The following is a 25,530-nucleotide window of genomic DNA, read 5'->3' on the forward strand; positions in this document are numbered from 1 at the left end:
AACCGTTTTTTGGGGGGAATGCTTAAAGATACAAAAAAGGCAACTAACTCGCAATGAATTAGTTGCCTTAAATTTTATTATTTTAGGAATATCCCTATGAAATCTATTGTGAAGGTATAAGTATATGCGTGCAACGTAAAATGTATTACAGCTTAGTTGCCTAGTTTATATTCTATATTACAGTATTATTACAGCATTGTTACAGCGCAGCCGCCTGCACCGCGCAGCCTTCGAGCATAGGCGTAGGTGCGTCAGCGGAGGCACTGTCAGGCGCAGGTAAGGGGCGATTGTTTGAGCGAAGCGAGTTCGAGCCGCAGTGTCGGAGTAGCACCGTAGACTGAGCCCGTGCCCTTTCTTTTTGATACTTTTTCTTTCGGGCAAGCGAAAGAAAAAGTATAATCTTACACATACCTCCGGATTAAATCGACAAATTCTTTCCCGTATTTCTTCTTCTTATATTCGCCAATCCCACTGATATTTCCGAACGCCTCCAATGTTGTGGGACGAGATATGCTGAGCAGGTGCAATACTTTGTCGGACAGGACGATATAAGCAGGAAGTGCTTCCTGGGATGCGAGCCGTTTCCGTAATTCACGCAGAGCTTCGAATAGTTCTTCGCTTTCCGTATTCGGTAATCCTAAAGGCAACTCCCTGACCGGAATGGTGGATTTCTTCTTCCTTCCTTTGGCAGGGGCGGTTTCTTCACGGCGAATCACAGCAAGCTGTGCCTGCGCCCGCCCGAAGAGAACATCGCTGCCGCTACTCGTTATTTTCAGATGGTTATTCTCGTTGTAGGCTATTTCAAAATAACCCATTTGCAGCATTTGCAACAGGTAATCCTGCCAGTCTCGGGCAGGTATTTCGCGTCCGGCACCGTAGGTCTTCAGTTGCTGATATCCTCTTTCTGATATTTCCGGACTAACGTTTCCACGCAGAATATCTACCAGAATACCAGTTCCTATCTGTTGTTCTGTGCGGGCAATGGCGCTTAGAGCTTTTTGTACAATGACGGTTCCGTCGAAACGTTGGGGCGGGTTCTTGCAAACATCACAGTTGCCGCAATCTTCCGTGGTGGTCTCTCCGAAATAGCTCAACAAGATACGTCGGCGGCAAACATCAGCTTCAGCATATTGTTGCATACGTTGCAACTTCTCCAGATTGATGCTCTGTTGCCCGCTTTCTGTCGCAAACTTCGTCAGTAAGATAAGGTCGGCCAAGGAGTAGAATAGCAGTGTGTCGCTTGGCAGGCCATCACGTCCGGCGCGTCCTATCTCTTGGTAAAAACTCTCTATACTCTTAGGCAGATTGTAATGGATGACCCAACGCACATTACTTTTATCGATTCCCATACCGAAAGCAATTGTGGCACAAACTATTTGTACACGGTCGTTGATAAAATCATCCTGTGCTTCATCTCTCCGGGCGGAAGAGAGTCCCGCATGGTAAACGGCTACACGGAGGCCTTGCTTTTGCAGCATTTGTGCCACAGTTTCCGTCTTGCTCCGACTCATACAATAGATGATGCCGCTTTCGCCGGGATGCCGGGCGATGAAATCCAGAATCGCTTTACTCTTTTCCTTCTGTTGATATCCCCGTTTTACGGTGAGGCTGAGGTTCGGGCGGTCGAAAGATGAGATAAAAACCTTCGGTTGATTGAGGTGCAACTGCCGTACGATATCTTCGCGTGTAATTTTATCTGCCGTGGCTGTGAGGGCTATGACAGGGATGTTTGGAAACATTTCGTGTATAAAACCCATTTGTGCATATTCCGGACGGAAATCATGTCCCCATTGGGAAATACAATGCGCTTCATCAATGGCAAATAATGAGATGTGCATATCTCTTAAAAGATAGTTGGCTTCTGCTATTAATTTCTCAGGCGAAATGTAGAGTAATTTCAGTTTTCCCTCCGTACAGGCACGGCGCATAACTGCATTTTCCGTCTCGTCGTTACTGCTATTCAGAGCACCGGCGGCAATACCATTGGCGCAGAGTGCTTCCACCTGGTCCTTCATCAGTGAAATCAGAGGTGAAACGACTACGGCAGTTCCTTCACACAACAGGGCCGGAAGCTGGTAACAGATGGACTTTCCACCTCCGGTAGGCATTAATACTAAGGTATCTCTGCCAGCAAGCAATGTGCGGATAATCTCTTCCTGTAAAGGACGGAAAGTATCGTAACCAAAATATCTTTTGAGCGTCTGTATCATTTTCTGGAATAAAGTTTTATCGTGCAAAGGTACATTAATTATCGTATATGAAACAAGTCAATAAACGTATTCATTTTATATCATAATCCTTTTCGCTAAAGTTAAAGTTTCTTATTAAATCGGCTTAAATGCTACTTTTCAACCTTTTTCGTTGTTTATGAATCAAAAATATGTACGATAAAAGTTGCGTATTACAAAAAAATGTCAGACTTTTGTAAAGTCTAAAGGAAAATCCTTCGGGCTTGCATATTTTAACAAACCCTAACCAGTTAATTCAATGAGTGATTTAGAAAACAAGAATCAGGAAGCGGCTCCAAAGAAGCGCCCTTACAACCTGAGAGAGAAAAAAGAGAAGAATGCGGCTTACCGTTCGTTAATTCGTCCGGAGTTGGCAGATGAATTGTATGACAGGATATTGAATATCGTTGTAGTACAGAAAAAGTACAAAGATCCCGATTATTCAGCTAAAGATTTGGCGAAAGAGTTGAAAACCAACACTCGCTATTTGTCAGCTGTAGTAAATTCTCGTTTTGGTATGAACTATTCATGCCTGTTGAATGAGTACAGAGTGAAAGATGCTAAACATTTATTGACGGACAAGAGATATGCCGACAAGAATGTGGAAGAAATTAGCACAATGGTAGGCTTTGCCAACCGTCAGTCTTTCTACGCTGCATTTTACAAAAATGTAGGTGAAACTCCTAACGGATATCGTAAAAAACACGCAGATAAGAAACAGTAATTCTGCGTTGAAGAATGCATAGATAAGGAAATATTCCGGAGCGTTTGTTTCGGAATACTTCCTTTTCGTCTTTTTTAATACCAACTCCATATCTCCCGACACATGAAGAAACAACTAATGATATGTGCCGCTTTTTCACTACTGACAGCTTGTAGCGGCTCAAAGACAACAACTGCCGAGGCAGATAAATTTGATTATACAGTGGAACAATTTGCAGATTTACAGATCTTACGTTACCGGGTTCCCGGTTTCGAAAACTTGTCGCTCCAACAGAAAGAGCTGGTGTACTATCTTACGGAAGCTGCTTTGCAAGGCCGTGATATTCTGTTTGACCAAAACGGAAAGTATAACTTGCGAATTCGCCGCGCATTGGAAGCGATATATAAGGGATATGAAGGAGACAAGAATACATCTGATTTTAAGGCGATGGAAGTATACCTTAAACGTGTGTGGTTCTCCAATGGCATTCATCATCATTATGGTACGGAAAAGTTCGTGCCGGGTTTTACTCCCGAATTTTTCAGGCAGGCTGTGTTGAGTGTGGATGCTTCTACGTTGCCATTGGTTGAGGGCCAAACCGCAGAACAATTGTGTGATGAATTGTCTCCCGTTATTTTCGATCCTGCGATTATGCCGAAACGTGTGAATCAGGCAGCAGGAGAGGACTTGGTGCTGACTTCGGCTTGTAATTATTATGACGGCGTGACGCAGAAAGAAGCCGAGGACTTCTATAATGCAATGAAGAATCCGAAAGATGAAACGCCCGTTTCTTATGGACTGAATAGCCGTCTGGTGAAAGAGAATGGCAAGATACAGGAGAAGGTATGGAAAGTGGGTGGTCTGTATGGACCGGCTATCGATAAAATTGTATATTGGTTGAAGAAGGCTGAAACTGTGGCTGAAAATCAGGAACAGAAAGCGGTCATCACCAAGTTGATAGAGTATTACGAAACCGGTGACCTGAAAACATTCGATGATTATGCCATCTTGTGGGTGAAAGACTTGAATTCACTTGTGGACTTTGTCAATGGCTTTACTGAAAGCTATGGCGATCCGTTGGGAATGAAAGCAAGTTGGGAATCGCTGGTGAACTTTAAGGATTTGGAAGCCACGCATCGCACGGAGATCATCAGCGGCAATGCGCAGTGGTTTGAAGATCATTCTCCGGTAGACAAGCAGTTCAAGAAAGATGAAGTGAAGGGCGTCTCTGCCAAAGTGATTACTGCTGCCATCCTGGCAGGTGATTTGTATCCGGCAACGGCTATCGGCATCAATCTACCCAACTCTAACTGGATACGCAGCCATCATGGTTCCAAATCGGTTACTATCGGTAACATTACGGATGCTTATAATAAAGCGGCTCATGGCAACGGATTCAATGAAGAATTTGTGTACAGCGACGCTGAATTGAAATTAATAGATAATTATGCCGACCTTACCGGTGAACTTCACACAGACTTGCACGAATGTCTGGGGCATGGTTCCGGCAAGTTGCTTCCGGGCGTTGATCCGGATGCTTTGAAGGCTTACGGTTCTACGATTGAAGAAGCGCGAGCCGATTTGTTTGGTTTGTACTATGTGGCCGACCCTAAATTGGTAGAGTTGGGACTGACACCTAATGCGGATGCTTACAAAGCCGAATACTACACGTATCTGATGAATGGTCTGATGACACAGTTGGTTCGCATCGAGCCGGGAAATAGTGTGGAAGAGGCCCATATGCGTAACCGTCAGCTCATTGCCCGCTGGGTGTTTGAGAAAGGTGCGGCTGATAAAGTGGTAGAGATGGTAAAGAAAGACGGTAAGACTTACGTTGTAGTGAACGATTACGAAAAGTTGCGTGAACTCTTCGGTGAGTTGTTGTCCGAAATTCAACGCATCAAGTCTACAGGTGACTACCAGGCTGCCCATGACATCGTGGAAAATTATGCCGTGAAGGTAGATCCTACTTTGCATGCCGAAATACTGGAACGTTATAAGAAACTGAACCTGGCTCCATATAAGGGATTTGTAAATCCGAAGTACGAAGCCGTGACAGATGCGGACGGTAAGATAACCGATGTAAAAGTGACTTATGACGAGGGTTATGCAGAACAGATGTTGCGTTACAGCAAGGATTATTCTAATCTGCCTTCTGTTAATAATTAACTATAAATCATTGTTTTGTGGATCTACATGAACAACTGAAAGAAATAAAGACACAGCTCCGCCTCTCTATGAACGGGGCTGTATCTCAAAGTATGCGTGAAAAAGGGCTGGTCTATAAATTGAATTTCGGTGTAGAACTTCCCCGTATCAAGGCCATTGCCGAAGGGTATGAAAAAGATCACTCATTAGCGCAAGCCTTGTGGAAAGAGGATATCCGTGAATGTAAGATTATGGCGGGACTGTTACAGCCGGTAGATAGCTTCTTTCCGGAGATTGCTGATATCTGGGTGGAAAGCATTCAGAATATCGAGATAGCGGAACTTACTTCCATGAATCTGTTCCAGCATCTTCCTTATGCCCCTGCGAAGTCTTTCCAATGGATTGCCGATGAGCGGGAGTATATACAGACATGCGGTTTCCTCACCATCGCCCGCTTGCTGATGAAGAAAGGTGATATGGATGAACGTACTGCGAACGAATTTCTCGACCAGGCAGTTTGTGCTTTCATTTCCGGTTCCTACCACGTGCGCAATGCAGCTATGGCGGCCATTCGCCGCTTCATGCAGCATAGCGAAGAACATGCTTTCCATGTATGTCGCCGGGTGGAAGAGATGGAACATTCCGAATCGGAAGCCGAATTGTTGCTATATAATCTTGTAAAAGAAGAAATAGAATAAAATGATAGGGTGGTAAGGTGATAGAGTGATAAATACTAAGCAGCGGTCATCCTACCACCTTACCACTCTATCACTCTTTTTTTGTTTTTTTTCCTCTTTCTCATTTGCTTTCCGCAAAAAAGGCTTAACTTTGTTGGCTGTAAAAAACTGCGCCGCCAAAAAATGGAAAGTCAGAATGTGAAAGATACGGTAAAGCAGATATTCACTGAATATCTCAACGCGAACGGGCATCGCAAGACTCCCGAACGCTATGCCATACTCGATACTATCTACTCCATCGAAGGTCATTTTGATATAGATACTCTTTATTCGCTGATGGCCGACCAGGAAAATTTCCGTGTAAGCCGCGCGACTCTTTACAATACTATTATCCTTCTCATCAATGCCCGTCTGGTCATTAAGCACCAGTTCGGTAATTCCTCCCAATACGAAAAGAGCTATAACCGTGATACGCATCACCACCAGATTTGCACGCAGTGTGGCAAGGTGACCGAGTTTCAGAACGAGGAGTTGCAGCACGCCATTGGGAATACGAAATTAAGCAGGTTCAGTTTATCGCACTATTCGCTCTATCTGTATGGATTGTGCAGCAAGTGCGACCGGGCCAATAAACGCAAGAAGAAAAGTAATAACCATAAGAAAGAAAAATGAAAGTAGAGGTTCTATTAGGATTACAATGGGGCGACGAAGGCAAAGGCAAAGTCGTTGACGTGTTAACTCCGAGATACGATGTCGTAGCTCGTTTCCAGGGCGGACCGAATGCCGGACATACGCTCGAGTTCGAAGGGCAGAAGTATGTGCTCCGCTCTATTCCCTCGGGAATTTTTCAAGGTGACAAGGTGAATATTATCGGTAACGGCGTGGTGCTCGACCCGGCTCTCTTCAAAGCAGAAGCAGAAGCATTGGAGGCATCCGGCCATAACCTGAAAGAGCGCTTGCATATCTCAAAGAAAGCGCATCTCATCCTGCCTACCCACCGCATATTGGACGCCGCTTATGAAGCTGCGAAAGGTGATGCCAAAGTAGGTACGACGGGTAAAGGCATTGGTCCGACTTATACGGATAAAGTAAGCCGTAACGGTCTGCGTGTAGGCGATATCCTGCATAACTTCGAACAGAAATATGCTGAAGCTAAAGCACGTCACGAACAAATCCTGAAAGGTCTGAACTACGAGTATGACTTGACTGAATTGGAAAAGACCTGGCTGGAAGGTATCGAATATCTGAAACAATTCCCATTGGTGGATAGCGAGCACGAAATAAACAACTTGCTGAACAGTGGAAAATCAGTGCTTTGTGAAGGTGCCCAAGGTACAATGTTGGATGTTGACTTCGGTTCTTATCCTTTCGTAACCTCTTCCAATACCATTTGTGCAGGTGCTTGCACCGGTTTGGGTGTGGCTCCTAACAAGATTGGTGAAGTGTATGGTATCTTCAAAGCATACTGCACACGTGTGGGTGCCGGTCCGTTCCCGACGGAACTCTTTGACAAGACGGGTGACCAGATTTGTACGCTGGGACATGAATTCGGTTCGGTAACAGGACGTAAGCGCCGTTGCGGATGGATCGACCTGGTTGCGTTGAAGTATGCCATTATGGTAGACGGTGTTACCAAATTAATAATGATGAAGAGCGATGTTCTCGATTCATTCGAAACTATCAAGGCTTGCGTGGCTTATAAGGTAGATGGCGAAGAAATCGATTACTTCCCGTATGATATCAATGAAGGCATCGAGCCGGTTTATGTTGAGTTGCCCGGTTGGGAAACCGACATGACGAGAATGCAGAGCGAAGATGAATTCCCCGAAGAATTCAACGCTTACCTGACGTTCCTGGAAGAACAACTTGGTGTGCCCATCAAGATTGTTTCCGTAGGTCCCGACCGCGGACAGACTATTGAACGCTATACTGAGGAATAGTAAATTGTTATAAGGCTGCCCAAGAAAGTTTTGCTATTGGGCGGGCGAATGTTTATTCGCCCCTACAGGCAATGTCATAGCGCTTGTAGGGGCGAAAAACGTTTCAACCGGATACAACAAACTATTCCTTTTCAGACAAACTATTAGTAACCAATCCGTATACTTATGATGAAAACACCTATTATCTTATCCCTTCTGTTTGCAGTCTCCTTTCTGCCTGCAAAGGCGCAGACCTACGAACCGTCTGCCGAGAATCTGAAAGCCCGTCAGGAATTTCAGGACAATAAGTTCGGAATCTTTCTGCATTGGGGCTTGTATTGCATGTTGGCTACCGGAGAATGGACTATGACCAACAATAACCTGAATTATAAAGAATATGCGAAACTGGCAGGTGGCTTCTATCCTTCCAAGTTCAATGCTGCCGAATGGGTGAGTGCCATCAAAGCATCCGGAGCTAAGTATATCTGCTTCACAAGCCGCCATCACGAAGGCTTCTCCATGTTTCATACCCAATATTCTGACTATAATATAGTAGATGCCACCCCCTTCAAACGCGACATAGTGAAGGAACTGGCAGATGAATGTCACAAACAAGGCATCCGGCTGCATTTTTACTATTCCCATATAGACTGGTATCGCGAGGATGCCCCGTGGGGACGCACAGGGCGCGGAACCGGACGGCCTAATCCGAAAGGAGACTGGAAAAGTTATTATACCTTCATGAATAACCAACTGACAGAGTTGCTAACGAATTACGGACCGATAGGCGCCATCTGGTTTGACGGCTGGTGGGATCAGGATGCAAATCCGGATTTTGACTGGCAGCTTCCCGAACAGTATGCCATGATACATCGCCTGCAACCCGCTTGTCTGGTTGGTAATAACCATCACCAAACGCCTTTCCCCGGCGAAGACATACAGATATTTGAACGTGACTTGCCGGGTGAGAACAGAGCCGGACTTTCAGGACAAGATGTCAGTCATTTACCACTGGAAACTTGTGAAACCATGAACGGAATGTGGGGATATAAGATTACCGACCAGAACTATAAATCTACGAAGACTTTGATACATTATCTGGTAAAGGCTGCCGGTAAGGATGCAAACCTGCTGATGAATATCGGTCCTCAGCCGGACGGATGCTTGCCGGAAGTTTCTGTTCAACGCCTGAAAGAAAAGGGAGAGTGGATGAAAGTGTATGGTGAAACCATCTACGGCACACGTGGCGGCATCGTTTCTCCGCACGACTGGGGAGTGACAACACAAAAAGGGAATCGTCTTTTTGTTCATATCCTGAATTTGAAGGATAATGCGCTGTATCTGCCGTTGAATGGAAAAATGGTGAAAAAAGCCTTCCTGTTTAAAGACCAGTCTCCTGTGCGCATTGCCCGTGCCGGACAGGGAATTGTGTTGCAATTGCCGGAAACACCTGTAGATATGGATTACGTGGTAGAGTTACAACTTGTTGGGCAATAGACCTTTTTCGCTAATTCTTCCTAAAAGATAAGGGAAACTGTAGTAAAGCTCACAGTTTCCCTTTATTTTTGGCAAACAATTTGTATTGTATATAACAAACTACACATTTTTAATTACTAAAAACAGAAAAGAATATGGAAGGAATGATAGGAATACAATGGATTATCTTTATTGGTATAGCTGTAGTAAGCTGGCTGGTGCAAATGAACCTGCAGAACAAGTTCAAGAAGTACTCCAAAATCCCTACCGGTAATGGAATGACGGGCCGTGATGTTGCCCTTCAGATGCTGCATGACAATGGAATCTATGATGTTCAGGTGACACATACGCCGGGACAACTGACAGACCACTATAATCCTGCCAATAAGACAGTGAACCTGAGTGAAGGGGTATACGAAAGTAACAGTATCATGGCTGCTGCCGTTGCTGCCCACGAATGTGGACACGCAGTGCAACATGCGCGTGCTTATGCTCCGCTGACGATGCGTAGCAAGTTGGTGCCGGTGGTATCATTTGCTTCACAGTGGATGACTTGGTTGCTGTTGGGTGGTATCTTGCTGCTGAACACATTCCCGCAGTTGTTGCTGGCAGGTATTATTTTGTTTGCTATGACTACGCTGTTCAGCTTCATCACTTTGCCGGTGGAAATTGATGCCAGCAAACGTGCTTTGGTATGGTTGAGCCGTTCGGGCATTACGAACTCTTACAATCATAAGCAAGCCGAAGACGCACTTCGTTCTGCTGCTTATACGTATGTAGTGGCTGCATTGGGTTCACTGGCAACGCTGATTTACTATATCATGATATTTATGGGACGCAGAGACTAATTCTTCGTCTTTATATATAAAACAGAAAAACAGACCGTCTGTTCCGTGCGAACAGACGGTCTGTTTGCGTTAAGTAGATGGTCTGTTTGACCTCAACAGACCATTTGTTTAGGGTAAATGGACCATCTGTTTTATAGAAAACAACCCTATCTCTTTTCTTATCTCGATAAAAACCTGTAACTTTGCACTTCGTTTTTAAAAGTAATTGAAACTATTATGGCAGCAAAACCAAGTATTCCAAAAGGAACCCGTGACTTTTCGCCGGTAGAGATGGCGAAGCGTAACTATATATTCAATACCATTCGTGATGTATATCACCTCTATGGCTTTCAGCAGATTGAAACACCTGCAATGGAAATGCTTTCCACACTGATGGGAAAGTATGGTGAAGAAGGTGATAAACTTCTGTTCAAGATACAGAATTCGGGTGATTATTTTTCCGGACTGACTGACGAAGAGTTGCTGAGCCGCAACGCTGCTAAACTTGCCAGTAAGTTTTGTGAGAAAGGTTTGCGCTATGACCTCACTGTGCCGTTTGCCCGCTATGTGGTGATGCACCGTGATGAAATCACTTTCCCTTTCAAACGCTATCAGATACAACCCGTTTGGCGTGCCGACCGTCCGCAGAAGGGACGTTATCGTGAGTTCTATCAATGTGATGCCGATGTGGTAGGCAGTGATTCCCTGCTAAATGAAGTAGAATTGATGCAGATTGTCGATACCGTCTTTACTCATTTTGGTATCCGTGTTTGTATTAAGATAAACAACCGTAAGATTTTGACAGGTATTGCCGAAATTATCGGTGAAGCTGACAAAATTGTAGATATAACCGTAGCCATTGACAAACTGGACAAAATCGGTTTGGAGAATGTGAATGCGGAATTGAAAGAAAAAGGTATCAATGATGAGGCTATTGCCAAATTGCAACCCATTATTCTGCTGAGTGGTACGAATGAAGAAAAGCTGGCTACTCTGAAAGACGTGCTTGCCGGTAGTGAAATCGGTCAGAAGGGCGTGGAAGAAAGCGAGTTCATATTGAAAACCCTTGCTGCTTTCGGTTTGAAAAATGAATTGGAACTGGACTTGACGCTTGCGCGTGGTCTGAACTATTATACAGGTGCCATCTTCGAGGTGAAAGCCCTGGATGTGCAAATCGGAAGTATTACAGGTGGTGGCCGTTATGATAATCTGACAGGTGTATTCGGTATGGCAGGTATATCCGGTGTAGGTATCTCTTTTGGTGCCGACCGTATCTTTGATGTACTGAACCAGCTCGATCTTTATCCGAAGGAAGCCGTAAACAGCACGCAACTTCTTTTCATCAACTTCGGTGAGAAAGAAGCTGCCTTCTCTTTGAATGTGCTTGCTAAGGTTCGTGCAGAAGGTATCCGTGCTGAAATCTTCCCGGACTCATCTAAAATGAAGAAACAGATGGGATATGCCAATGCCAAGAACATCCCGTTTGTGGCGATGGTGGGCGAGAATGAAATGAATGAAAATAAGGTGACCCTGAAAAACATGGAAACGGGCGAACAGAGCCTTGTCACGGCCGAAGAATTGATACAAACTTTAAAGAAATAAAAACTTCATAAAAGAGTAAACCTATTGTAATCCATCTTGGTTATCTTTGTAGTACTAACCTAACAAAGATAACTATTATGGATGTTTTAGAACCGAAGTATTATGCAGCCATCGGTATGGTGATGACGCTAATAGCCGTAATATTCCTTTTCTTGATGGGGAGTGCTTTGGTACACTCTACCAAGAGTTTTTGGCAAGGATATTCAACGGAATTAAGTTGTGACCTGGATTTGGATGTCGAATAGACAGACCTAACGTTCCGATTTTATGGAGTTAACTTCTTGTAGGCAAGAACTTAACTTCCGGTAGACAAGGAGTTCACTTCTTGGATGCAAGGTTTTTACTCTTTTATAACTGTTCTTTAGCCCAGTAGGACTCCTTTCTTGACGTCTTTTCCGGTATAATATTCATAGAGTTTCACCGGATATCCTTCCCTGCCGGGAATGTTTGTATGTTCACTAATTAGTTTTTGTGCCATATAGGCTGATGAGAGAACGTTGCGGCAACGCTCTACCAGCAATGGAAATCCATCTCTTAAAAATGTTTTAGGCAGGGAATTCAAGGTTGTTTCAGCCGGAACGGATATTGCGGGTGCGGTTGAGGACTCAGCGGGTACAAGTATTACCTGGCGATAAGGAGTCAATGCCGCTTTTAGTTCATCCCATACAGTCTGGTATAAATCACTATTCTGGCTGACTCCCTTATCTTCGTAAAAATAGACATGACCGGACTCGTTGCCTCCCCAGTGTCTTTCTTCGATACGAATATTTAGGGTAATCTGGGATAAGTTCTCATTCATAGGTTTGATGATGAAATTCAAAGTTCTCCGTTCATCCGGTTTAAACATTTTCTTTGTAGAAATAGGCTTCTGGGCTTGTATGAAGCCAGCTTGTTTATCCAGTGATAAAATGAAATACTCATCATTCTGCACGAAGTCGATAACCCTGTCGAAGAGGATAGCCTCACTGGCATTTATATAGATTGTTTTGACAAGCTTTTCCGATTCTTGGGCAATGGCAGTCAAACTCATAAAAGACAATAGTAGTATCCAAAGAAAGTTCTTGTGTATCATATCGTTGAGGTTTTTAAGATTGCTTCTTGATATATACAAATTTCGGTATTAATTCCGAATAAAGCAAGATTTCTTCTGACTGTTTTATAGTGGTCTGTGTTAATTATCTTCGTTTCACTATGCCTACATATACTAATAAGATAACATTCATCATCAGTGCGTAAATAATGGCGGGTATAGCAATGATGTCATTATTGAATATGAACGGACTACTTGCGATGGCAATACTCTGAGCAGCATTCTGCATCCCTATTTCAATGATGAGCGTGCGCTGTTCCTTTCGGGTCAGTTTCATCAGGCGGGAGATTAGATACCCGCCACCCATAGCCAGTAATATCATCATGGTGATACACAATCCTAATCGGCCAATCTGTGCGGCAATCGTTTCGTGATGCTGTATAAAGAAGATGGTAGCCAATAAAATCAGTGCGGGAAAAGCCACTTTGGATAATACTTTGTGTATGCGTTCGGCAGCTTTAGGACAGAAACGTTTGGTCAGGACACCTGCTGCTATTGGGAACAGCATGAGTAGTAAGTTCTGGATGATGAGGCTTCCAACCGGTAAGTGTATGGTAATTCCGCTGCTATCTCCTGCCACCTGCGTAGCAAATTCCATTATGACGGGAATAGTGAACAAGGTGATAATGCTGCTGAGTGCGGTCAGCGAAACGGAAAGTGCCACATCTCCTTTGGCTATCATAGAGAATATGTTGGAAGAACTACCTCCCGGCGAACAGGCAATCAGCACCAAGCCGATAAAAAACAAAGGTTCCAGGTGGAACAGATAGCCTAACGCAAAAGCCAATGCAGGCAATAGCATAATCTGACCCAATAATCCCGCAATTACAGGATAGGGACGTTGGCGAAATAATTTAAAATCTTTAATTTCAAGTGTAAGTCCCAGTTCAAACATTAATAAACTGAGAATGGGCAAAACAATCCATATTGCATTCATGTTCTAAAATCGTTTTTTTGAAGTTGCAAAGATAGTGCAAATCGAAAGCAGAATTTTCATGCTTGCATGAAAAAGTTATGCTGAGATGCCGCCTGTCTTCTCTAAAGATAGTGCAAATCGAAAGCAGAATTTTCATGCTTGCATGAAAAAGTTATACTGAAATGTCAATTTGGCAGTTTTAGACTGACAGAAATCCAACTTTGCCGTTTGGCACGCTTTTCGCAATTTGTTTTACGTCTCGCCAAAAGTGAGATAAAACATTACTATAATATATATGTATAACATAATAAAAAAACAAAAGAACTATGAACATTAAACCATTGGCAGACAGAGTGCTGATACTCCCTGCACCTGCAGAAGAAAAAACAATTGGCGGTATCATTATTCCGGATACAGCAAAAGAGAAACCTTTGAAAGGTGAAGTTGTGGCAGTTGGTCACGGTACGAAAGATGAAGAGATGGTATTGAAGACGGGTGACACTGTTTTGTATGGCAAATATGCCGGTACTGAACTGGAAGTTGAAGGTACTAAATATCTCATCATGCGTCAAAGTGACGTACTCGCAGTGTTAGGTTAATATAGTAATTGTAAAATCATAAAATTGTAAATATCATTATGGCAAAAGAAATATTATTCAATATTGATGCCCGCGACCAATTGAAAAAAGGTATCGATACACTGGCAAATGCAGTGAAAGTAACTCTCGGCCCGAAAGGTCGTAACGTGATTATCGAAAAGAAATTCGGTGCTCCACACATCACGAAAGACGGTGTGACTGTAGCTAAGGAAGTGGAACTGTCTGATGCATACCAGAATACAGGTGCACAGTTGGTGAAAGAAGTTGCTTCCAAAACTGGTGACGACGCTGGCGATGGTACTACTACCGCTACTGTATTGGCACAGGCTATTGTTGCTGAAGGTTTGAAGAATGTAACTGCCGGTGCAAGCCCGATGGATATCAAACGCGGTATCGACAAGGCTGTTGCCAAAGTGGTTGAGTCTATTAAGTCACAAGCTGAAAAAGTAGGTGACAACTACGATAAGATTGAGCAGGTTGCTTCTGTTTCTGCCAACAATGATCCCGTTATCGGTAAACTGATTGCTGACGCTATGCGCAAAGTTTCTAAGGATGGTGTAATCACTATCGAAGAAGCTAAAGGTACTGACACTACTATCGGTGTAGTGGAAGGTATGCAATTCGACCGCGGTTATCTTTCTGCTTACTTCGTTACCAACACGGAGAAGATGGAATGCGAAATGGAAAAACCGTATATCCTGATCTATGACAAGAAAATTTCTAACCTGAAAGATTTCTTGCCTATCCTGGAACCTGCCGTACAAACCGGTCGTCCTCTGTTGGTTATTGCAGAAGATGTGGATAGCGAAGCTTTGACTACGTTGGTTGTAAACCGCCTGCGTTCTCAGTTGAAGATTTGTGCAGTGAAAGCTCCGGGCTTCGGCGACCGTCGTAAAGAAATGTTGGAAGACATTGCCGTACTGACCGGTGGTGTGGTTATCAGCGAAGAAAAAGGTCTGAAACTGGAACAAGCTACCATCGAAATGCTGGGTACTGCCGACAAGGTAACCGTTTCTAAAGATAACACTACTATCGTAAACGGTGCTGGTGACAAACAAAATATCAAGGAACGTTGCGAACAAATCAAGGCTCAGATTGCTGCTACCAAGTCTGATTATGACAAAGAAAAATTGCAGGAACGTCTTGCTAAGTTGTCGGGCGGTGTTGCGGTTCTTTACGTAGGTGCTGCTTCTGAAGTGGAAATGAAAGAAAAGAAAGACCGTGTAGACGATGCTTTGCGTGCAACCCGCGCTGCTATCGAAGAAGGTATCGTACCGGGTGGTGGTGTAGCTTACATCCGTGCGCTCGATGTACTGGAAGGCTTCAAGGGTGACAACATCGACGAAACGACCGGTGTTGACATCATCAAACGCGCTATCGAAGAGCCGCTGCGTCAGATTGTTGCTAATGCAGGTAAGGAAGGGGCTGTTGTAGTGCAGAAAGTACGTGAAGGTAAAGGTGACTATGGTTACAATGCCCGTACTGATATTTACGAAAACCTGCACGCTGCCGGTGTGGTAGACCCTGCTAAGGTAGCTCGTGTAGCTTTGGAAAATGCAGCTTCTATCGCCGGTATGTTCCTGACTACCGAATGTGTAATCGTTGAAAAGAAGGAAGATAAACCTGAAATGCCAATGGGTGCTCCCGGCATGGGCGGTATGGGTGGCATGATGTAATACCCGTTTTTTCCTGAATATATAACATAGTAAAGACCACAGTGTCTCTCTCAATGAGGGCACTGTGGTCTTTTTTTCTGTTTACTGGTCAGTATTTTCTCATATTTTCTGTATGTTATTACGAAACTGTTACAATTTAGATTAAAAAAGATATCTTTTGTTCGATTTTTGTGTTTTATAAATTAAAAGTGATACCTTTAGGGTCAAATAGGATTAACCTAAACAGAAAACCAATCAATTATTTAACCTTTTTAATAGCGAAAAGAGATGAACAAAAGCGACATCGGCCTGAACGCAGGCAAAGTTTGGAGGTTGCTTAGCAATTATGCCAAATGGGACTATGGGACTTTGAAGAGAAAGTCCGGGCTGAAAGACAAAGAATTGGGGGCTGCCTTGGGGTGGTTAGCTTGTGAAGACAAGATTGTATTACACCAGGAGAACGAAGAGCTCTACATTTTTTTGGGCGTGAATGTCTACATCGGGTAAGAAATGAAACAAACCGATTGAAAACCTAAACGAAAGCGTGGATTTAGAAAAATCCACGCTTCTTTTTTTTCTGCCGACAAATAATATTTTGTTCCTTTGCACATTCTTAGAAAAATCAATGTAATTATGAGAAGTTTTGCTTCAGACAACAATTCCGGTGTACATCCATTGGTGATGGAAGCTTTGAACCGGGCCAATCAGGATCATGCAGTAGGTTACGGTGATGACCCTTGGACAGAAGAAGCTGTCCGTAAAATAAAGGATGTTTTTGCGGCTGATTGTGAACCGCTGTTCGTCTTCAACGGAACGGGTAGCAATGCCGTAGCTTTGCAGTTGGCGACACGCCCTTACAATTTAATTCTTTGTGCGGAGACGGCACATATTTATGTAGACGAATGTGGTGCGCCCGCGCGTATGACAGGATGCCAGATACGTACCATCACAACCCCTGATGGTAAACTTACCCCCGAACTGGTGCGCCCCTATCTGAAGAATTTTGGTGAACAACACCATTCCCAACCGGGAGCAATCTATATCTCCCAATGTTCGGAACTGGGCACTGTATATACTCCGGAAGAATTGAAAGCACTGACCTCTCTGGCACATGAACATGGAATGTACGTGCATATGGACGGGGCTCGCCTGGCAAATGCTTGTGTAGCTTTAAACCTTGGTTTTAAGGAGCTGACGGTAGATTGCGGTATCGACATTCTCAGTTTCGGCGGAACGAAGAACGGGCTGATGCTGGGTGAGAGCGTGATTATTTTCAATCCGGATTTGAAGAAGGAAGCACTTTACGTGCGGAAGCAGTCGGCACAACTGGCCTCCAAGTTGCGCTATCTCTCCTGCCAATTCACGGCATATCTGACAGATGAACTCTGGAAGAAAAATGCGACGCATGCCAATGCGATGGCGCAGAAACTGTACGAAGGTCTGAAAGCATTGCCCGGAATACATTTCACTCAAAAGATGGAAAGTAACCAGTTATTCCTGACTATGCCTCGCCCCGTCATCAACAAGCTGATGAAATCTTACTTCTTTTACTTCTGGAATGAGGCGGAAAATGAAATTCGTTTCGTGACTTCTTTTGATACGACCGAGGAGGATATTCAGTCTCTGTTGCAGGCTGTGAAAGACAGCTTTTGATGTTCCTTTTAACGCACTTACCTGCATCGGACAACGCACTTACCTGCATCAGCCGATGCACTTACCTGCATCGGGCAACGCACTTATCTGCGTCAGCCGATGCACTTACCTGCGTCAAATGCTTCTTCTATTGATAAAAATGGCAGAAGCAAAAAGCTCCGGACCTTCGCAGGCATGGAGCTTTGGCTTGAAACTTTCTCCCTTGGGGGTGGGAGAAAGTTTACTGAAAACAAACCGATTGAATATTTACCTTAAATACCTTTGCATGATAACCTTTAACTAACCTTTTTATAATAACTATGTGTATGGCTTACATCCCTACCGCCTCAAGGACAGGTACGAAGGTGTAACCTTTTCGTTTCAGCGTTTTAATCATTTTGTCCAGATACCCGTTGTAGAACTTGTCTGTGCGGCGGTCGTCCGTGCCGAAGTGTATCAGCATCAAGTGCCCGTTCAGACCTTCTTTCTTTTCTACTTCCATCACCTTGTCGTAGATGAATTTACTGCTCCGGTATTTCTGTCCCATATCCGGCGTGGTGTAGTCGGCGTTAGTCATGGTGCCGGGAGTGTAGTTGATAACCTGGATACCCATATTCTTTGCCCATGCGGCAATCTCCTTATTATAATATTCGTAGGGTGGGATATAGACGGGAGCGTCTTTATACTCGATGCCTGCTTTGCGCAGACCTTCGTAACTTTTCAGCATATCCTGTTCAAACTCCTCACGAGTCACTAACAGTGAGTCGCGGTTTTCCCACGGCATATACAATAAGTGTCCATAACTGTGACTGCCTACCAGATGACCTTCTGCACGCAGGCGTTTTACCACATCAGGATACAGCTCATAAAATTCACCGGTGAAGAAGAAACCGCCCTTAATGCCATGTTTTTTCAGCGTACTGATGATGGCATCTGCGCCGTCGGCTTTATCAGCGGCAGTGAAGACGAGAGTTATTTGTTTCTTTGACGGGTCGGTACGGATAATGCCTCCGTTCACGTATACATTCTTGTCGCCCTGGATGCCTGCTTGCTTCATACCCTCTTTCTGCATGGCAGAGAGATAATAAGTGAGACAAGCAGTTCCGTCCATAGTCGGTTCATTCGTGGAATAATCGTGGATGGCATCATGATAAACCATCAGGTCGGGCTGGAAACGTTCATAATCCTGACCGGGAGTGCCGGGAATCCCCGTCATATTTACTCCACGCAGGCTTTCGAAGATGGTACGGTAAACCGGGCCGTCCACTACGCCGCCTGTGGTATTGCCTACACCTGCATTGAGTAGGGAAGAGTGCGGTTGCGAGGGATAATCTCCGTAAAGAGGAAGTTCCACAATCATACTGGTGCCCCAGGGATTGCAACCGAATAGCCAATCGAGCATGGCGGCTTCCATTTCTTTGTAAGTGTCGTCACCAGTTGTTTCACGATATAGACGGCATTGCGTCAGCATGGCAGTGGTCAGATTGTTTGAACACCAAGTATAGGGGATGCCGTGCATGAAGGGACTTTCGACAGCTTTTTCGTAAGTACGGACGATGCCTGCACGCATGTTGCGGATAAATTCTTTGCTGAGACGGTCGTTGTTAACGGTTGCCAGATGGTAGTGTCCCATGTTCATAAACGGATACCATTGATAATGACGTGCACTGTCGGCACCCATCCACGGGGTGACGGGTTCGCGGCGTCCGTATTCAACGGCTTGTTCCAGATACTTCAAGTCTCCGGTGCTTTTGAAAAGTTCCATGGCACCGAGTTCCATATCATCCACCCAGTTATCTTCTTCATAGATATAAGGTGACTTGACGGATGCCGTCTGGCAAGCACCCGGTTTCTTTACGCCTTCCTGATAGGCAGCATCGGCCTTTGCACCGATTTCGGCAGCAAATTCAGGATAGAAATCTTTCAAAAGGCGCGCGCCGAGGGCGAAGCAGGAAGCAAACTTACCCGCTGTGCTGGCTACACCGGTGGTGGCATTCATAAACTGACCGCGCACTTGGGGCTCGCCGCTACAGAAATAGACAGGGCGTCCCTTGCCCGGACCGTAACCGTAATCCACCTCGTCTTTGTTGGGCAGACGCATACCGGCATGGTCGCGGTCGTCAGCAATCTGATTGTACAATTCGCCGGGGGCCGGGTTCATGCGGTTCAGCCAGTCGAGGCCCCATTTTATTTCGTCTACGATGTCGGGAATACCGTTGGCGCCGGGAAGTCCGGCTGCATCGTAGAAATCACCGAAAGATTCCGGATTTTCCTGATAGGCAAACATCATCTGGTAGATGGTATTTGCGGAAGTAGTGGTGTATTGCAGGTAATCGGTAGCATCGTGCCAGCCGCCGCGGACGTCTATGTGCTGTCCTGTCTTGGTGGGGTGATACAGGATATAGCCGTCGTGCACATGGCAACTGTCTTTCAGGAAAGGATTGTAGCCGCAACGCTGCTGGCGCATGTAGTTCAGCAGGAAGTCGGCGGTGCCGTTGTACACGTGGTTGTTGATAGGGAAATTGGGAGAAACGGCTTTGCCCGCTTTCAGATAATAAGTTCCCGGCTTGTTGAAATCACTGAAATCCAGTCGATAGGTACTTTTCATAAGTCCCATCTTTCCGGTGGCTTTGGTGGAGGTGAAAGTACGGACGGTTTGTTCGGTGAAAGCATCTACCAGTGCATACTCTTGTATGTCAGCCGGTTCTTCGCTCATGAACACTGCCACTTTTACAGCTTGCGGCAAGTAGCCAAGTTGGTTAATACGTATCCATGCATCCGCTTTTACTTGCAGGACGATGAAAGTGAGTGCTACCGTAAGTAGCCAATGGTTACTTTTCATAATAAGTCAATATATTAAGGTTGGGGGAAATCTGCTCTCCGTAACTGCATTATTCAAATACAAATAAAGTGTTTTCTGCTTATTTTAGGAACTTTTAGTAGAAATAATTAATGGATGTTATGTGTTGTTTACATTATTTTGAATTTTAAGTAGTGTTAATGAGGATTGTATAAAAGGGATAATTGCTTGTGTGTCTTAAAGTTGTAGTTTATAATACTTCTTTTTAATTTTCGTTTACGTATTTTAGTATTCAAAAGGTGGGCTTGGTGCGTTATTTGTGATAAGGTATATAAGAAAAAACTAAAATTATAGACTATGGCTTATATAGATTATTATCAAGTCCTTGGGGTGGACAAAAAGGCAAGTCAGGATGATATAAAGAAAGCGTTCCGCAAGTTGGCACGCAAGTATCATCCCGATCTGAACCCGAATGACTCTACTGCCAAGGATAAGTTTCAGGCAATTAATGAAGCGAACGAAGTGCTGAGCGATCCTGAAAAGCGTAAGAAGTACGATGAGTACGGCGAGCACTGGAAGCATGCCGATGAGTTTGAAGCTCAGAAGCGAGCCCGACAGGAGGCGGGTGCCGGTGGTTTCGGCGGCTTTGGAGGTGGCGGCTTCGGTGGCTCGAGCGCAGGATATGGTTCGGATGGTAACGGCAGTTACTGGTATTCATCCGACGGGCAGGAGTTCTCCGGAAGTGCCGGTGGCGGTTTCTCTGACTTTTTCGAGTCTATGTTCGGACATCGGGGACGTAGTGGAGGCGCTAATGCCGGTTTCCGCGGGCAGGATTATCATGCAGATTTAAGTCTGTCTCTCCGCGACGCGGCACAAACCCATAAGCAGGTTCTGACCGTGAACGGAAAGAATGTGCGTATCACCATTCCTGCCGGAGTGACCAACGGACAAGTTATCAAGCTGAAGGGTTACGGCGGCGAAGGTGTGAACGGCGGTCCTGCCGGTGACTTGTACATTACGTTTGTGATTGCGGACGATCCGGTATTCAAACGTCTGGGCGACGACTTGTACGTAGATGTTCCCATCAATCTTTATACCGCTCTTTTGGGAGGCGACCAGTTGGTGGACACTTTGAATGGACAGGTGAAACTGAAAGTGAAACCTGAAACCCAGAATGGTACGAAGGCCCGTCTGAAAGGTAAAGGATTCCCTGTATATAAGAAAGAAGGACAGTTCGGTGACCTCATTGTGACTTATTCCGTGAAACTGCCGACGAACTTGACGGAAGAACAGAAAGAGTTGTTCCGTAAACTTCAAAGTATGAACTAAAAGGAGATAGCACCATGCAGAACGAATTAATCATAGTCAGCGAATATTGTCGCAAATGCCACATCGAACCGTCGTTTATAGACTTGTTGCAGGAAGGTGGGCTGATAGATGTAACAACTGAAGGTGGTGAACGTTATCTGACGTTCACCCAACTGCCGGACGTGGAACGTTACAGCCGCATGTATTATGACTTGTCCATCAATATGGAAGGGATCGATGCTATTCATCACCTATTGCAGCGTATGGAAGAGATGCAGCGGGAACTTCATGAGTTGCGCAGTCAGTTGAGGCTGTTCAGATGATATGTGGAAGATGTTTTAACCGGACATTGCTTAAGTATAAAACAAAGTGGCAGTAAGGTTTAAACTTTAGCTAACCAACATCCCCATGTTAGGATGACCAACACCCGGATGTAAGCACTACCAACACCCGGGTGTTGGTAGTGCTTACATCCGGGTGTTGGTCATAGTGAGGTTTAAGAAAGATGGAGAAAAGACTATAAAATTTGCCGGAGAAGATAGAAAGAAAGCGATGATATTAGTACGGAAACCGCTCTTAATTCTTCAGCGAAACTCTCTTCCCGAAGAAGAAAGGAGAGAGGCGTGCTTTATCCAGACAGAATGCTATGAAAATGCTACCATACAGGGTAGTGGCTGTGGCGGTGCAGAGAAAGCATATTCCTGTCGGGTCGAATGAAAAGAAAGGCAGAAAGAGTTTGGATAGTGCGGTAAAGACAGGGGAGAAAAGAAGAATTACCAATGTGTTCTTTCCGATGAACAGGGAAGCCTGTTTCGCTGTATGGGGGAGATGTTTGTAGATGTACAGCGAGAAACTGATGACCAGTCCGGTGATTAATATTCCTCCTAAAGTGCTTCTGTTCAGATTCTCCGGCTGACTGCACAGAAAGATCAGAGGGATAATGGCAAGAAAAGAAGCGGGAAAACAAGACAGGAACGAACGTTTGCTCAGATGGATAGCGGTGCCTGCCATGAAATAGAAAGCATTGGCAAATGTCAGCAAATGAAAGACGTAGGAGAAAAGTAGAAGAAGACTGCCTGTTGCCAACAGACGGATAAATGGATTTGCCCGGAGATAAGTATGCACGAAATAATGGGTCGTGCCACATAATATGAATGTGTGCAGATACCAGTAAGGCCCAATGGGATCAAGCAGCACTTTGCTGAATAGAACTGAGGCGCTGATTTCCTTTATCCCGTCCCAAACGGGAAACAGCGTAGACATGCAGGCATAACTGATTTCCATAATGGCGTATGGAATGAATATCCATGCCATCGCTTTCAGAAAAACTTTCGGCTTTTTATGCACATTAATCAGATAGCCCGAAATCAGTAGAAAGGCAGGCATATGGAAAGTATATACGATGCTTTTGGCATATGGATATTTGTCTCCTATATAGCTCAAGTGGAAGATGACCATGAGTGTGATAAACAGGCATTTCAGATAGTCCAGTTCATGGATACGGTTCCTCATGATTGTATCAGATAAAAGCATGAGGTACAGAAAAAATTGCGCAGATGCGGTATCGAACCGATGAGACGTGGCAACTTACGCGGTTTAAGGTGAAATTTCTGTTCGTAATGCGGATTGATAAACCAGAATTGTTTGTGAAGAACCCGATAGCGGGAGGTGGAGAGAAGTTTCTCGAATAGTTCGATGCTCGTCCGGCACTCCTGTATGTCGAGAAGCTCCTCGATGCGTGCCTGGCTTTCGCCGAAGCGGTGTAATAAATTGCCGTAAGCGCCTGCGGGTAATAAATGGATGAAAGGCAGACGGGAAACGCATCTGTTCCGGCAAATCTGCTGATGCCCTCCAAAAGGCATTTGCCAGGCAGGGAAGCTGACGAAGAGTATTCCGCCGGGAGCGAGGAAACGTTTGATATGTTCCAGAAAGCGGCATTTTCCGGAGATGTGCTCTATGACATCGTGAATCAGTATGATGTCGAACGCTTCTTCCAACTGTGTGATTTGAAAGATATCCGAGGCAATGAAAGTGGCGGGCAACCCTTCTTCCTGAAAAAACTGGCGGGCTTGTCGGATACGGTTTTCAGATAAATCAATCCCTGTAACCCGACAGCTGAGGCGGGCAAAGGGTACCAGATTTCCACCTTCGCCACAACCGATTTCAAGAATCCGGCTTTGGGGAGTGACGGAGGTGAATCGGTGAATGTAGGGAAGGAAATGAAGCTCACTGGTCGCTGCCAGTTCCTGAAAATAGGCCTTTCTGTTTTCGTGTCTTTGCTGCATACGTTTAGTTATTGTTTTGATGCAACAAAGTTAGGCTTGTACGGGCAGGGAAAGAAAAAAAACGGATGACATTCAGAAAATGTAATCCGTTGTAAATGAATGAAATTATATAATGGATTATGACATTTTACTCTTCGTCCGCCTCTTCCGTCTCTTCTGTTCCCATTTTTAGCTTCAACCGGCGTTTGCGTTGGGCAACGATACCGGTGTCGGTGTTACCGAAGCAAAGAGCGATGGCGAAAGTGCTTAATCCGGCAGAAGCGAGGCAGGAATAAAGCAAATCCGCTTCCGTCAGTTTGGGGTGTTGGCTTTGCAGTTGGCTGATGTGGTCTCCATAAATTTCGAAGATGACTTGTTTCAACTCGGCCTGTTCCTTTTCGGTCATCACTTTGATGTTCTTCTTCTCCTTACTGTTTTGGGCGGCAAGAGTGTCGAGGCGGCGGGAGATGGGAGTGCGACGGAAAGAAATGCTACGCAACTGGCTGATTTGTTCTTCCATTTGTTGCAGCATATGCTCTTTTTCGTGGCTTTCGGAGTGTAAGTTCTCTTTCAGCAAAGTTATTTTCTCGCGGAGATTTTTCAGTTCGTTCTCGTATTCCAGCCGGATGATGCGTTTCCGTTTTCGGAGAGTTTGCACAATAAGCAGGAAGATGAAGGCGGCGGTTACAAGCACTAAAATGCCTAAGCCGATGTACTGATGTTGTTTTTCTTTTATTATGCGCACTCTCATTTCGGCTTCATGTTGGTAAGCCAGTTTTTCCAGCTCGGTGGTTTTCTGTTGTGCGTAGATGGTATCTGCACTCATGGTGTAGGCAAGCAGGTGTTCGTAGGCTTTCTGATGGTTGTCGAGGTGCGATTCCAACTGGGCGCTATAAAAATAAGCCGGTAGCCTTGCGTCTATCTCCGGACAAGCCATTCCTTTCTTATAATAATAACGGGCGGAGTCTGCGTCGCCTTTCATGCGGTATACTTCGCCCAAAGTGGCATATTGTTTTGATGGTGATTGACCTGCGGGGGTATAGCGGATGGCAAGCTGTATGTAGTGGGCTACCGAGTCCCATTGCCTCAGACGCTGGTGTGCGTATTCAAAGTGGCTGTACAGTTCGCAGAGCATGGCGGAGTCGTTTACGGCATGTGCCAGGCACAGGGCTTTTCTTTGCAGCCGCTCTCCGTTTAAGGAGTCCTGCATATGGTTCAGGGCACTCCCCATACAGTTGAGACGGCTGCTCATGGCGAAGGTATCTTTCAGGATAGAGTCGCACACGTAGGCTTGATGAAGCATATCGTATGCTTTGTCGAATATGCGGTCCCACAGGTACATGACTCCTAAATTGTAACATACCACGGAGCGTTTGCTCAGGTCTTCCACCTCCGGAAGCACCTGGTAGTAGATTGCCATGGCTTTTTCCGGTTGTTTGTTCTTTTGCAGTTCGATGGCTTCATTGATGCGGTCGTCTATGCTCTTTTTGGGGCGCAGACTGCACGAGATGAGGCATGATAATAATAGTAGAATAGTAAACAGCTTCATAAGACTGTGTATTAAAGTATGCTTGCCTTTATTACTGGTAGCATGGACAATAGTAGACACTGCCGCCCAGTGTCTGTTGCCTGGCGGCTAATGGTAGTAGATTCAGGAATTTCTATCATAGCTGTCTAATTTTAGTT

At 45.0% G+C, this 25,530-nt stretch carries 22 protein-coding genes; 15 read left to right on the forward strand and 7 right to left on the reverse strand.

The features are described 5' to 3' along the window. Nucleotides 1–401: 401 nt before the first annotated feature. Nucleotides 402–2,210, reverse strand: coding sequence for a DNA helicase RecQ (recQ, locus tag BUC01_RS04235; protein ID WP_073312828.1), 1,809 nt, complete (start codon nt 2,208–2,210; stop codon nt 402–404). A 277-nt stretch (nt 2,211–2,487) separates the two neighbouring features. Between recQ and BUC01_RS04240 the strand changes: the two genes are divergently transcribed. The 9 genes from BUC01_RS04240 (at nt 2,488) to BUC01_RS25405 (ending at nt 11,825) form a co-directional block, all read left to right on the forward strand. Next, complete coding sequence (locus BUC01_RS04240) at nt 2,488–2,952, forward strand: helix-turn-helix domain-containing protein (RefSeq protein ID WP_025831545.1); 465 nt, start codon at nt 2,488–2,490, stop codon at nt 2,950–2,952. Nucleotides 2,953–3,054: 102 nt separating this feature from the next. Beyond that, the gene (locus BUC01_RS04245; protein ID WP_025831547.1) at nt 3,055–5,100 is read left to right on the forward strand and encodes a dipeptidyl-peptidase 3 family protein; all 2,046 of its coding nucleotides are present in this window, start codon (nt 3,055–3,057) and stop codon (nt 5,098–5,100) included. 17 nt (nt 5,101–5,117) lie between these two features. Further along, nucleotides 5,118–5,777: a DNA alkylation repair protein gene (locus BUC01_RS04250; protein ID WP_025831549.1), complete on the forward strand. Its 660-nt coding sequence runs from the start codon at nt 5,118–5,120 to the stop codon at nt 5,775–5,777. Between the two features lie 162 nt (nt 5,778–5,939). Further along, nucleotides 5,940–6,428, forward strand: a complete 489-nt coding sequence (locus tag BUC01_RS04255; protein ID WP_009132770.1) for a Fur family transcriptional regulator — start codon at nt 5,940–5,942, stop codon at nt 6,426–6,428. After that, nucleotides 6,425–7,696, forward strand: a complete 1,272-nt coding sequence (locus BUC01_RS04260; RefSeq protein ID WP_025831554.1) for an adenylosuccinate synthase — start codon at nt 6,425–6,427, stop codon at nt 7,694–7,696. Before BUC01_RS04255 ends, BUC01_RS04260 begins: the two co-directional genes overlap by 4 nt. A gap of 168 nt (nt 7,697–7,864) precedes the next feature. Beyond that, a complete protein-coding gene (locus tag BUC01_RS04265) occupies nt 7,865–9,172 on the forward strand; it encodes an alpha-L-fucosidase (protein ID WP_394363900.1) in 1,308 nt (435 codons plus the stop codon). Between the two features lie 134 nt (nt 9,173–9,306). Next, nucleotides 9,307–9,999, forward strand: a complete 693-nt coding sequence (locus tag BUC01_RS04270) for a zinc metallopeptidase (protein WP_009132767.1) — start codon at nt 9,307–9,309, stop codon at nt 9,997–9,999. 216 nt (nt 10,000–10,215) lie between these two features. Further along, a complete protein-coding gene (gene hisS / locus BUC01_RS04275; RefSeq protein WP_025831557.1) occupies nt 10,216–11,580 on the forward strand; it encodes a histidine--tRNA ligase in 1,365 nt (454 codons plus the stop codon). Between the two features lie 77 nt (nt 11,581–11,657). Continuing rightward, nucleotides 11,658–11,825 (forward strand): hypothetical protein, encoded by a 168-nt coding sequence (locus BUC01_RS25405; protein ID WP_009132765.1) that lies wholly within the window; start codon nt 11,658–11,660, stop codon nt 11,823–11,825. A 116-nt stretch (nt 11,826–11,941) separates the two neighbouring features. On the opposite strand, the gene BUC01_RS04280 is transcribed toward BUC01_RS25405, so the two are convergent. Together BUC01_RS04280 and BUC01_RS04285 are read right to left on the reverse strand one after the other, a co-directional pair. Next, the gene (locus BUC01_RS04280; protein WP_025831558.1) at nt 11,942–12,652 is read right to left on the reverse strand and encodes a hypothetical protein; all 711 of its coding nucleotides are present in this window, start codon (nt 12,650–12,652) and stop codon (nt 11,942–11,944) included. A gap of 103 nt (nt 12,653–12,755) precedes the next feature. After that, on the reverse strand, nt 12,756–13,607 hold the full coding sequence (locus BUC01_RS04285; protein WP_025831559.1) for a bile acid:sodium symporter family protein: 852 nt from the start codon (nt 13,605–13,607) through the stop codon (nt 12,756–12,758). Nucleotides 13,608–13,912: 305 nt separating this feature from the next. On the opposite strand from BUC01_RS04285, the gene BUC01_RS04290 reads away from it, so the two are divergent. The 4 genes from BUC01_RS04290 to BUC01_RS04305 all read left to right on the forward strand — a co-directional run bounded on the left by BUC01_RS04290 (nt 13,913) and on the right by BUC01_RS04305 (nt 17,493). Further along, entirely contained in the window at nt 13,913–14,185 is a 273-nt protein-coding gene (locus tag BUC01_RS04290) for a co-chaperone GroES (RefSeq protein ID WP_005780804.1), read from the forward strand. 38 nt (nt 14,186–14,223) lie between these two features. Further along, nucleotides 14,224–15,861 carry a chaperonin GroEL gene (gene groL, locus BUC01_RS04295; protein ID WP_025831561.1) on the forward strand — a complete coding sequence of 546 codons (1,638 nt, stop codon included), beginning with the start codon at nt 14,224–14,226 and terminating at the stop codon, nt 15,859–15,861. Nucleotides 15,862–16,128: 267 nt separating this feature from the next. Then, nucleotides 16,129–16,347 carry a winged helix-turn-helix domain-containing protein gene (locus BUC01_RS04300; protein WP_009132761.1) on the forward strand — a complete coding sequence of 73 codons (219 nt, stop codon included), beginning with the start codon at nt 16,129–16,131 and terminating at the stop codon, nt 16,345–16,347. A 126-nt stretch (nt 16,348–16,473) separates the two neighbouring features. Beyond that, nucleotides 16,474–17,493, forward strand: a complete 1,020-nt coding sequence (locus BUC01_RS04305; protein ID WP_073312832.1) for a threonine aldolase family protein — start codon at nt 16,474–16,476, stop codon at nt 17,491–17,493. A 310-nt stretch (nt 17,494–17,803) separates the two neighbouring features. Here BUC01_RS04305 and BUC01_RS04310 read toward each other — a convergent pair whose 3' ends face one another. Further along, nucleotides 17,804–20,314, reverse strand: coding sequence for a bifunctional glycoside hydrolase family 9 protein/polysaccharide deacetylase (locus BUC01_RS04310; protein ID WP_073312834.1), 2,511 nt, complete (start codon nt 20,312–20,314; stop codon nt 17,804–17,806). A 315-nt stretch (nt 20,315–20,629) separates the two neighbouring features. Here BUC01_RS04310 and BUC01_RS04315 point away from each other — a divergent pair, with 315 nt between their 5' ends. Both BUC01_RS04315 and BUC01_RS04320 read left to right on the forward strand, forming a co-directional pair. Beyond that, nucleotides 20,630–21,601, forward strand: coding sequence for a DnaJ C-terminal domain-containing protein (locus BUC01_RS04315; protein ID WP_073312836.1), 972 nt, complete (start codon nt 20,630–20,632; stop codon nt 21,599–21,601). A 14-nt stretch (nt 21,602–21,615) separates the two neighbouring features. After that, nucleotides 21,616–21,903: a chaperone modulator CbpM gene (locus tag BUC01_RS04320; RefSeq protein WP_025831563.1), complete on the forward strand. Its 288-nt coding sequence runs from the start codon at nt 21,616–21,618 to the stop codon at nt 21,901–21,903. A gap of 253 nt (nt 21,904–22,156) precedes the next feature. On the opposite strand, the gene BUC01_RS04325 is transcribed toward BUC01_RS04320, so the two are convergent. The 3 genes from BUC01_RS04325 to BUC01_RS04335 all read right to left on the reverse strand — a co-directional run bounded on the left by BUC01_RS04325 (nt 22,157) and on the right by BUC01_RS04335 (nt 25,393). Continuing rightward, a complete protein-coding gene (locus BUC01_RS04325; protein ID WP_025831565.1) occupies nt 22,157–23,092 on the reverse strand; it encodes an acyltransferase family protein in 936 nt (311 codons plus the stop codon). Then, entirely contained in the window at nt 23,089–23,865 is a 777-nt protein-coding gene (locus BUC01_RS04330; RefSeq protein WP_073312838.1) for a class I SAM-dependent methyltransferase, read from the reverse strand. The genes BUC01_RS04325 and BUC01_RS04330 overlap by 4 nt, the downstream gene beginning before the upstream one ends. 127 nt (nt 23,866–23,992) lie before the next feature. Beyond that, complete coding sequence (locus tag BUC01_RS04335; RefSeq protein WP_025831569.1) at nt 23,993–25,393, reverse strand: hypothetical protein; 1,401 nt, start codon at nt 25,391–25,393, stop codon at nt 23,993–23,995. Between the last annotated feature and the right edge of the window lie 137 nt (nt 25,394–25,530).

The organism is Bacteroides stercorirosoris (assembly GCF_900142015.1).
GTDB classification, from domain to species: domain Bacteria; phylum Bacteroidota; class Bacteroidia; order Bacteroidales; family Bacteroidaceae; genus Bacteroides; species Bacteroides stercorirosoris.

Excerpts from the sequence above, each read along its gene's own strand:
- BUC01_RS04240 (WP_025831545.1), top strand. The coding sequence starts at position 2,488 with ATGAGTGATTTAGAAAACAAGAATCAGGAAGCGGCTCCAAAGAAGCGC.
- groL (WP_025831561.1), top strand. The coding sequence starts at position 14,224 with ATGGCAAAAGAAATATTATTCAATATTGATGCCCGCGACCAATTGAAA.
- BUC01_RS04335 (WP_025831569.1), bottom strand. The coding sequence starts at position 25,393 with ATGAAGCTGTTTACTATTCTACTATTATTATCATGCCTCATCTCGTGC.
- BUC01_RS04280 (WP_025831558.1), bottom strand. The coding sequence starts at position 12,652 with ATGATACACAAGAACTTTCTTTGGATACTACTATTGTCTTTTATGAGT.
- recQ (WP_073312828.1), bottom strand. The coding sequence starts at position 2,210 with ATGATACAGACGCTCAAAAGATATTTTGGTTACGATACTTTCCGTCCT.
- BUC01_RS04310 (WP_073312834.1), bottom strand. The coding sequence starts at position 20,314 with ATGAAAAGTAACCATTGGCTACTTACGGTAGCACTCACTTTCATCGTC.
- BUC01_RS04320 (WP_025831563.1), top strand. The coding sequence starts at position 21,616 with ATGCAGAACGAATTAATCATAGTCAGCGAATATTGTCGCAAATGCCAC.
- BUC01_RS04325 (WP_025831565.1), bottom strand. The coding sequence starts at position 23,092 with ATGAGGAACCGTATCCATGAACTGGACTATCTGAAATGCCTGTTTATC.
- BUC01_RS04255 (WP_009132770.1), top strand. The coding sequence starts at position 5,940 with ATGGAAAGTCAGAATGTGAAAGATACGGTAAAGCAGATATTCACTGAA.
- BUC01_RS04290 (WP_005780804.1), top strand. The coding sequence starts at position 13,913 with ATGAACATTAAACCATTGGCAGACAGAGTGCTGATACTCCCTGCACCT.
- BUC01_RS04265 (WP_394363900.1), top strand. The coding sequence starts at position 7,865 with ATGAAAACACCTATTATCTTATCCCTTCTGTTTGCAGTCTCCTTTCTG.
- BUC01_RS04315 (WP_073312836.1), top strand. The coding sequence starts at position 20,630 with ATGGCTTATATAGATTATTATCAAGTCCTTGGGGTGGACAAAAAGGCA.
- BUC01_RS04285 (WP_025831559.1), bottom strand. The coding sequence starts at position 13,607 with ATGAATGCAATATGGATTGTTTTGCCCATTCTCAGTTTATTAATGTTT.
- BUC01_RS04305 (WP_073312832.1), top strand. The coding sequence starts at position 16,474 with ATGAGAAGTTTTGCTTCAGACAACAATTCCGGTGTACATCCATTGGTG.
- BUC01_RS25405 (WP_009132765.1), top strand. The coding sequence starts at position 11,658 with ATGGATGTTTTAGAACCGAAGTATTATGCAGCCATCGGTATGGTGATG.
- BUC01_RS04260 (WP_025831554.1), top strand. The coding sequence starts at position 6,425 with ATGAAAGTAGAGGTTCTATTAGGATTACAATGGGGCGACGAAGGCAAA.
- BUC01_RS04300 (WP_009132761.1), top strand. The coding sequence starts at position 16,129 with ATGAACAAAAGCGACATCGGCCTGAACGCAGGCAAAGTTTGGAGGTTG.
- BUC01_RS04330 (WP_073312838.1), bottom strand. The coding sequence starts at position 23,865 with ATGCAGCAAAGACACGAAAACAGAAAGGCCTATTTTCAGGAACTGGCA.
- BUC01_RS04245 (WP_025831547.1), top strand. The coding sequence starts at position 3,055 with ATGAAGAAACAACTAATGATATGTGCCGCTTTTTCACTACTGACAGCT.
- hisS (WP_025831557.1), top strand. The coding sequence starts at position 10,216 with ATGGCAGCAAAACCAAGTATTCCAAAAGGAACCCGTGACTTTTCGCCG.
- BUC01_RS04270 (WP_009132767.1), top strand. The coding sequence starts at position 9,307 with ATGGAAGGAATGATAGGAATACAATGGATTATCTTTATTGGTATAGCT.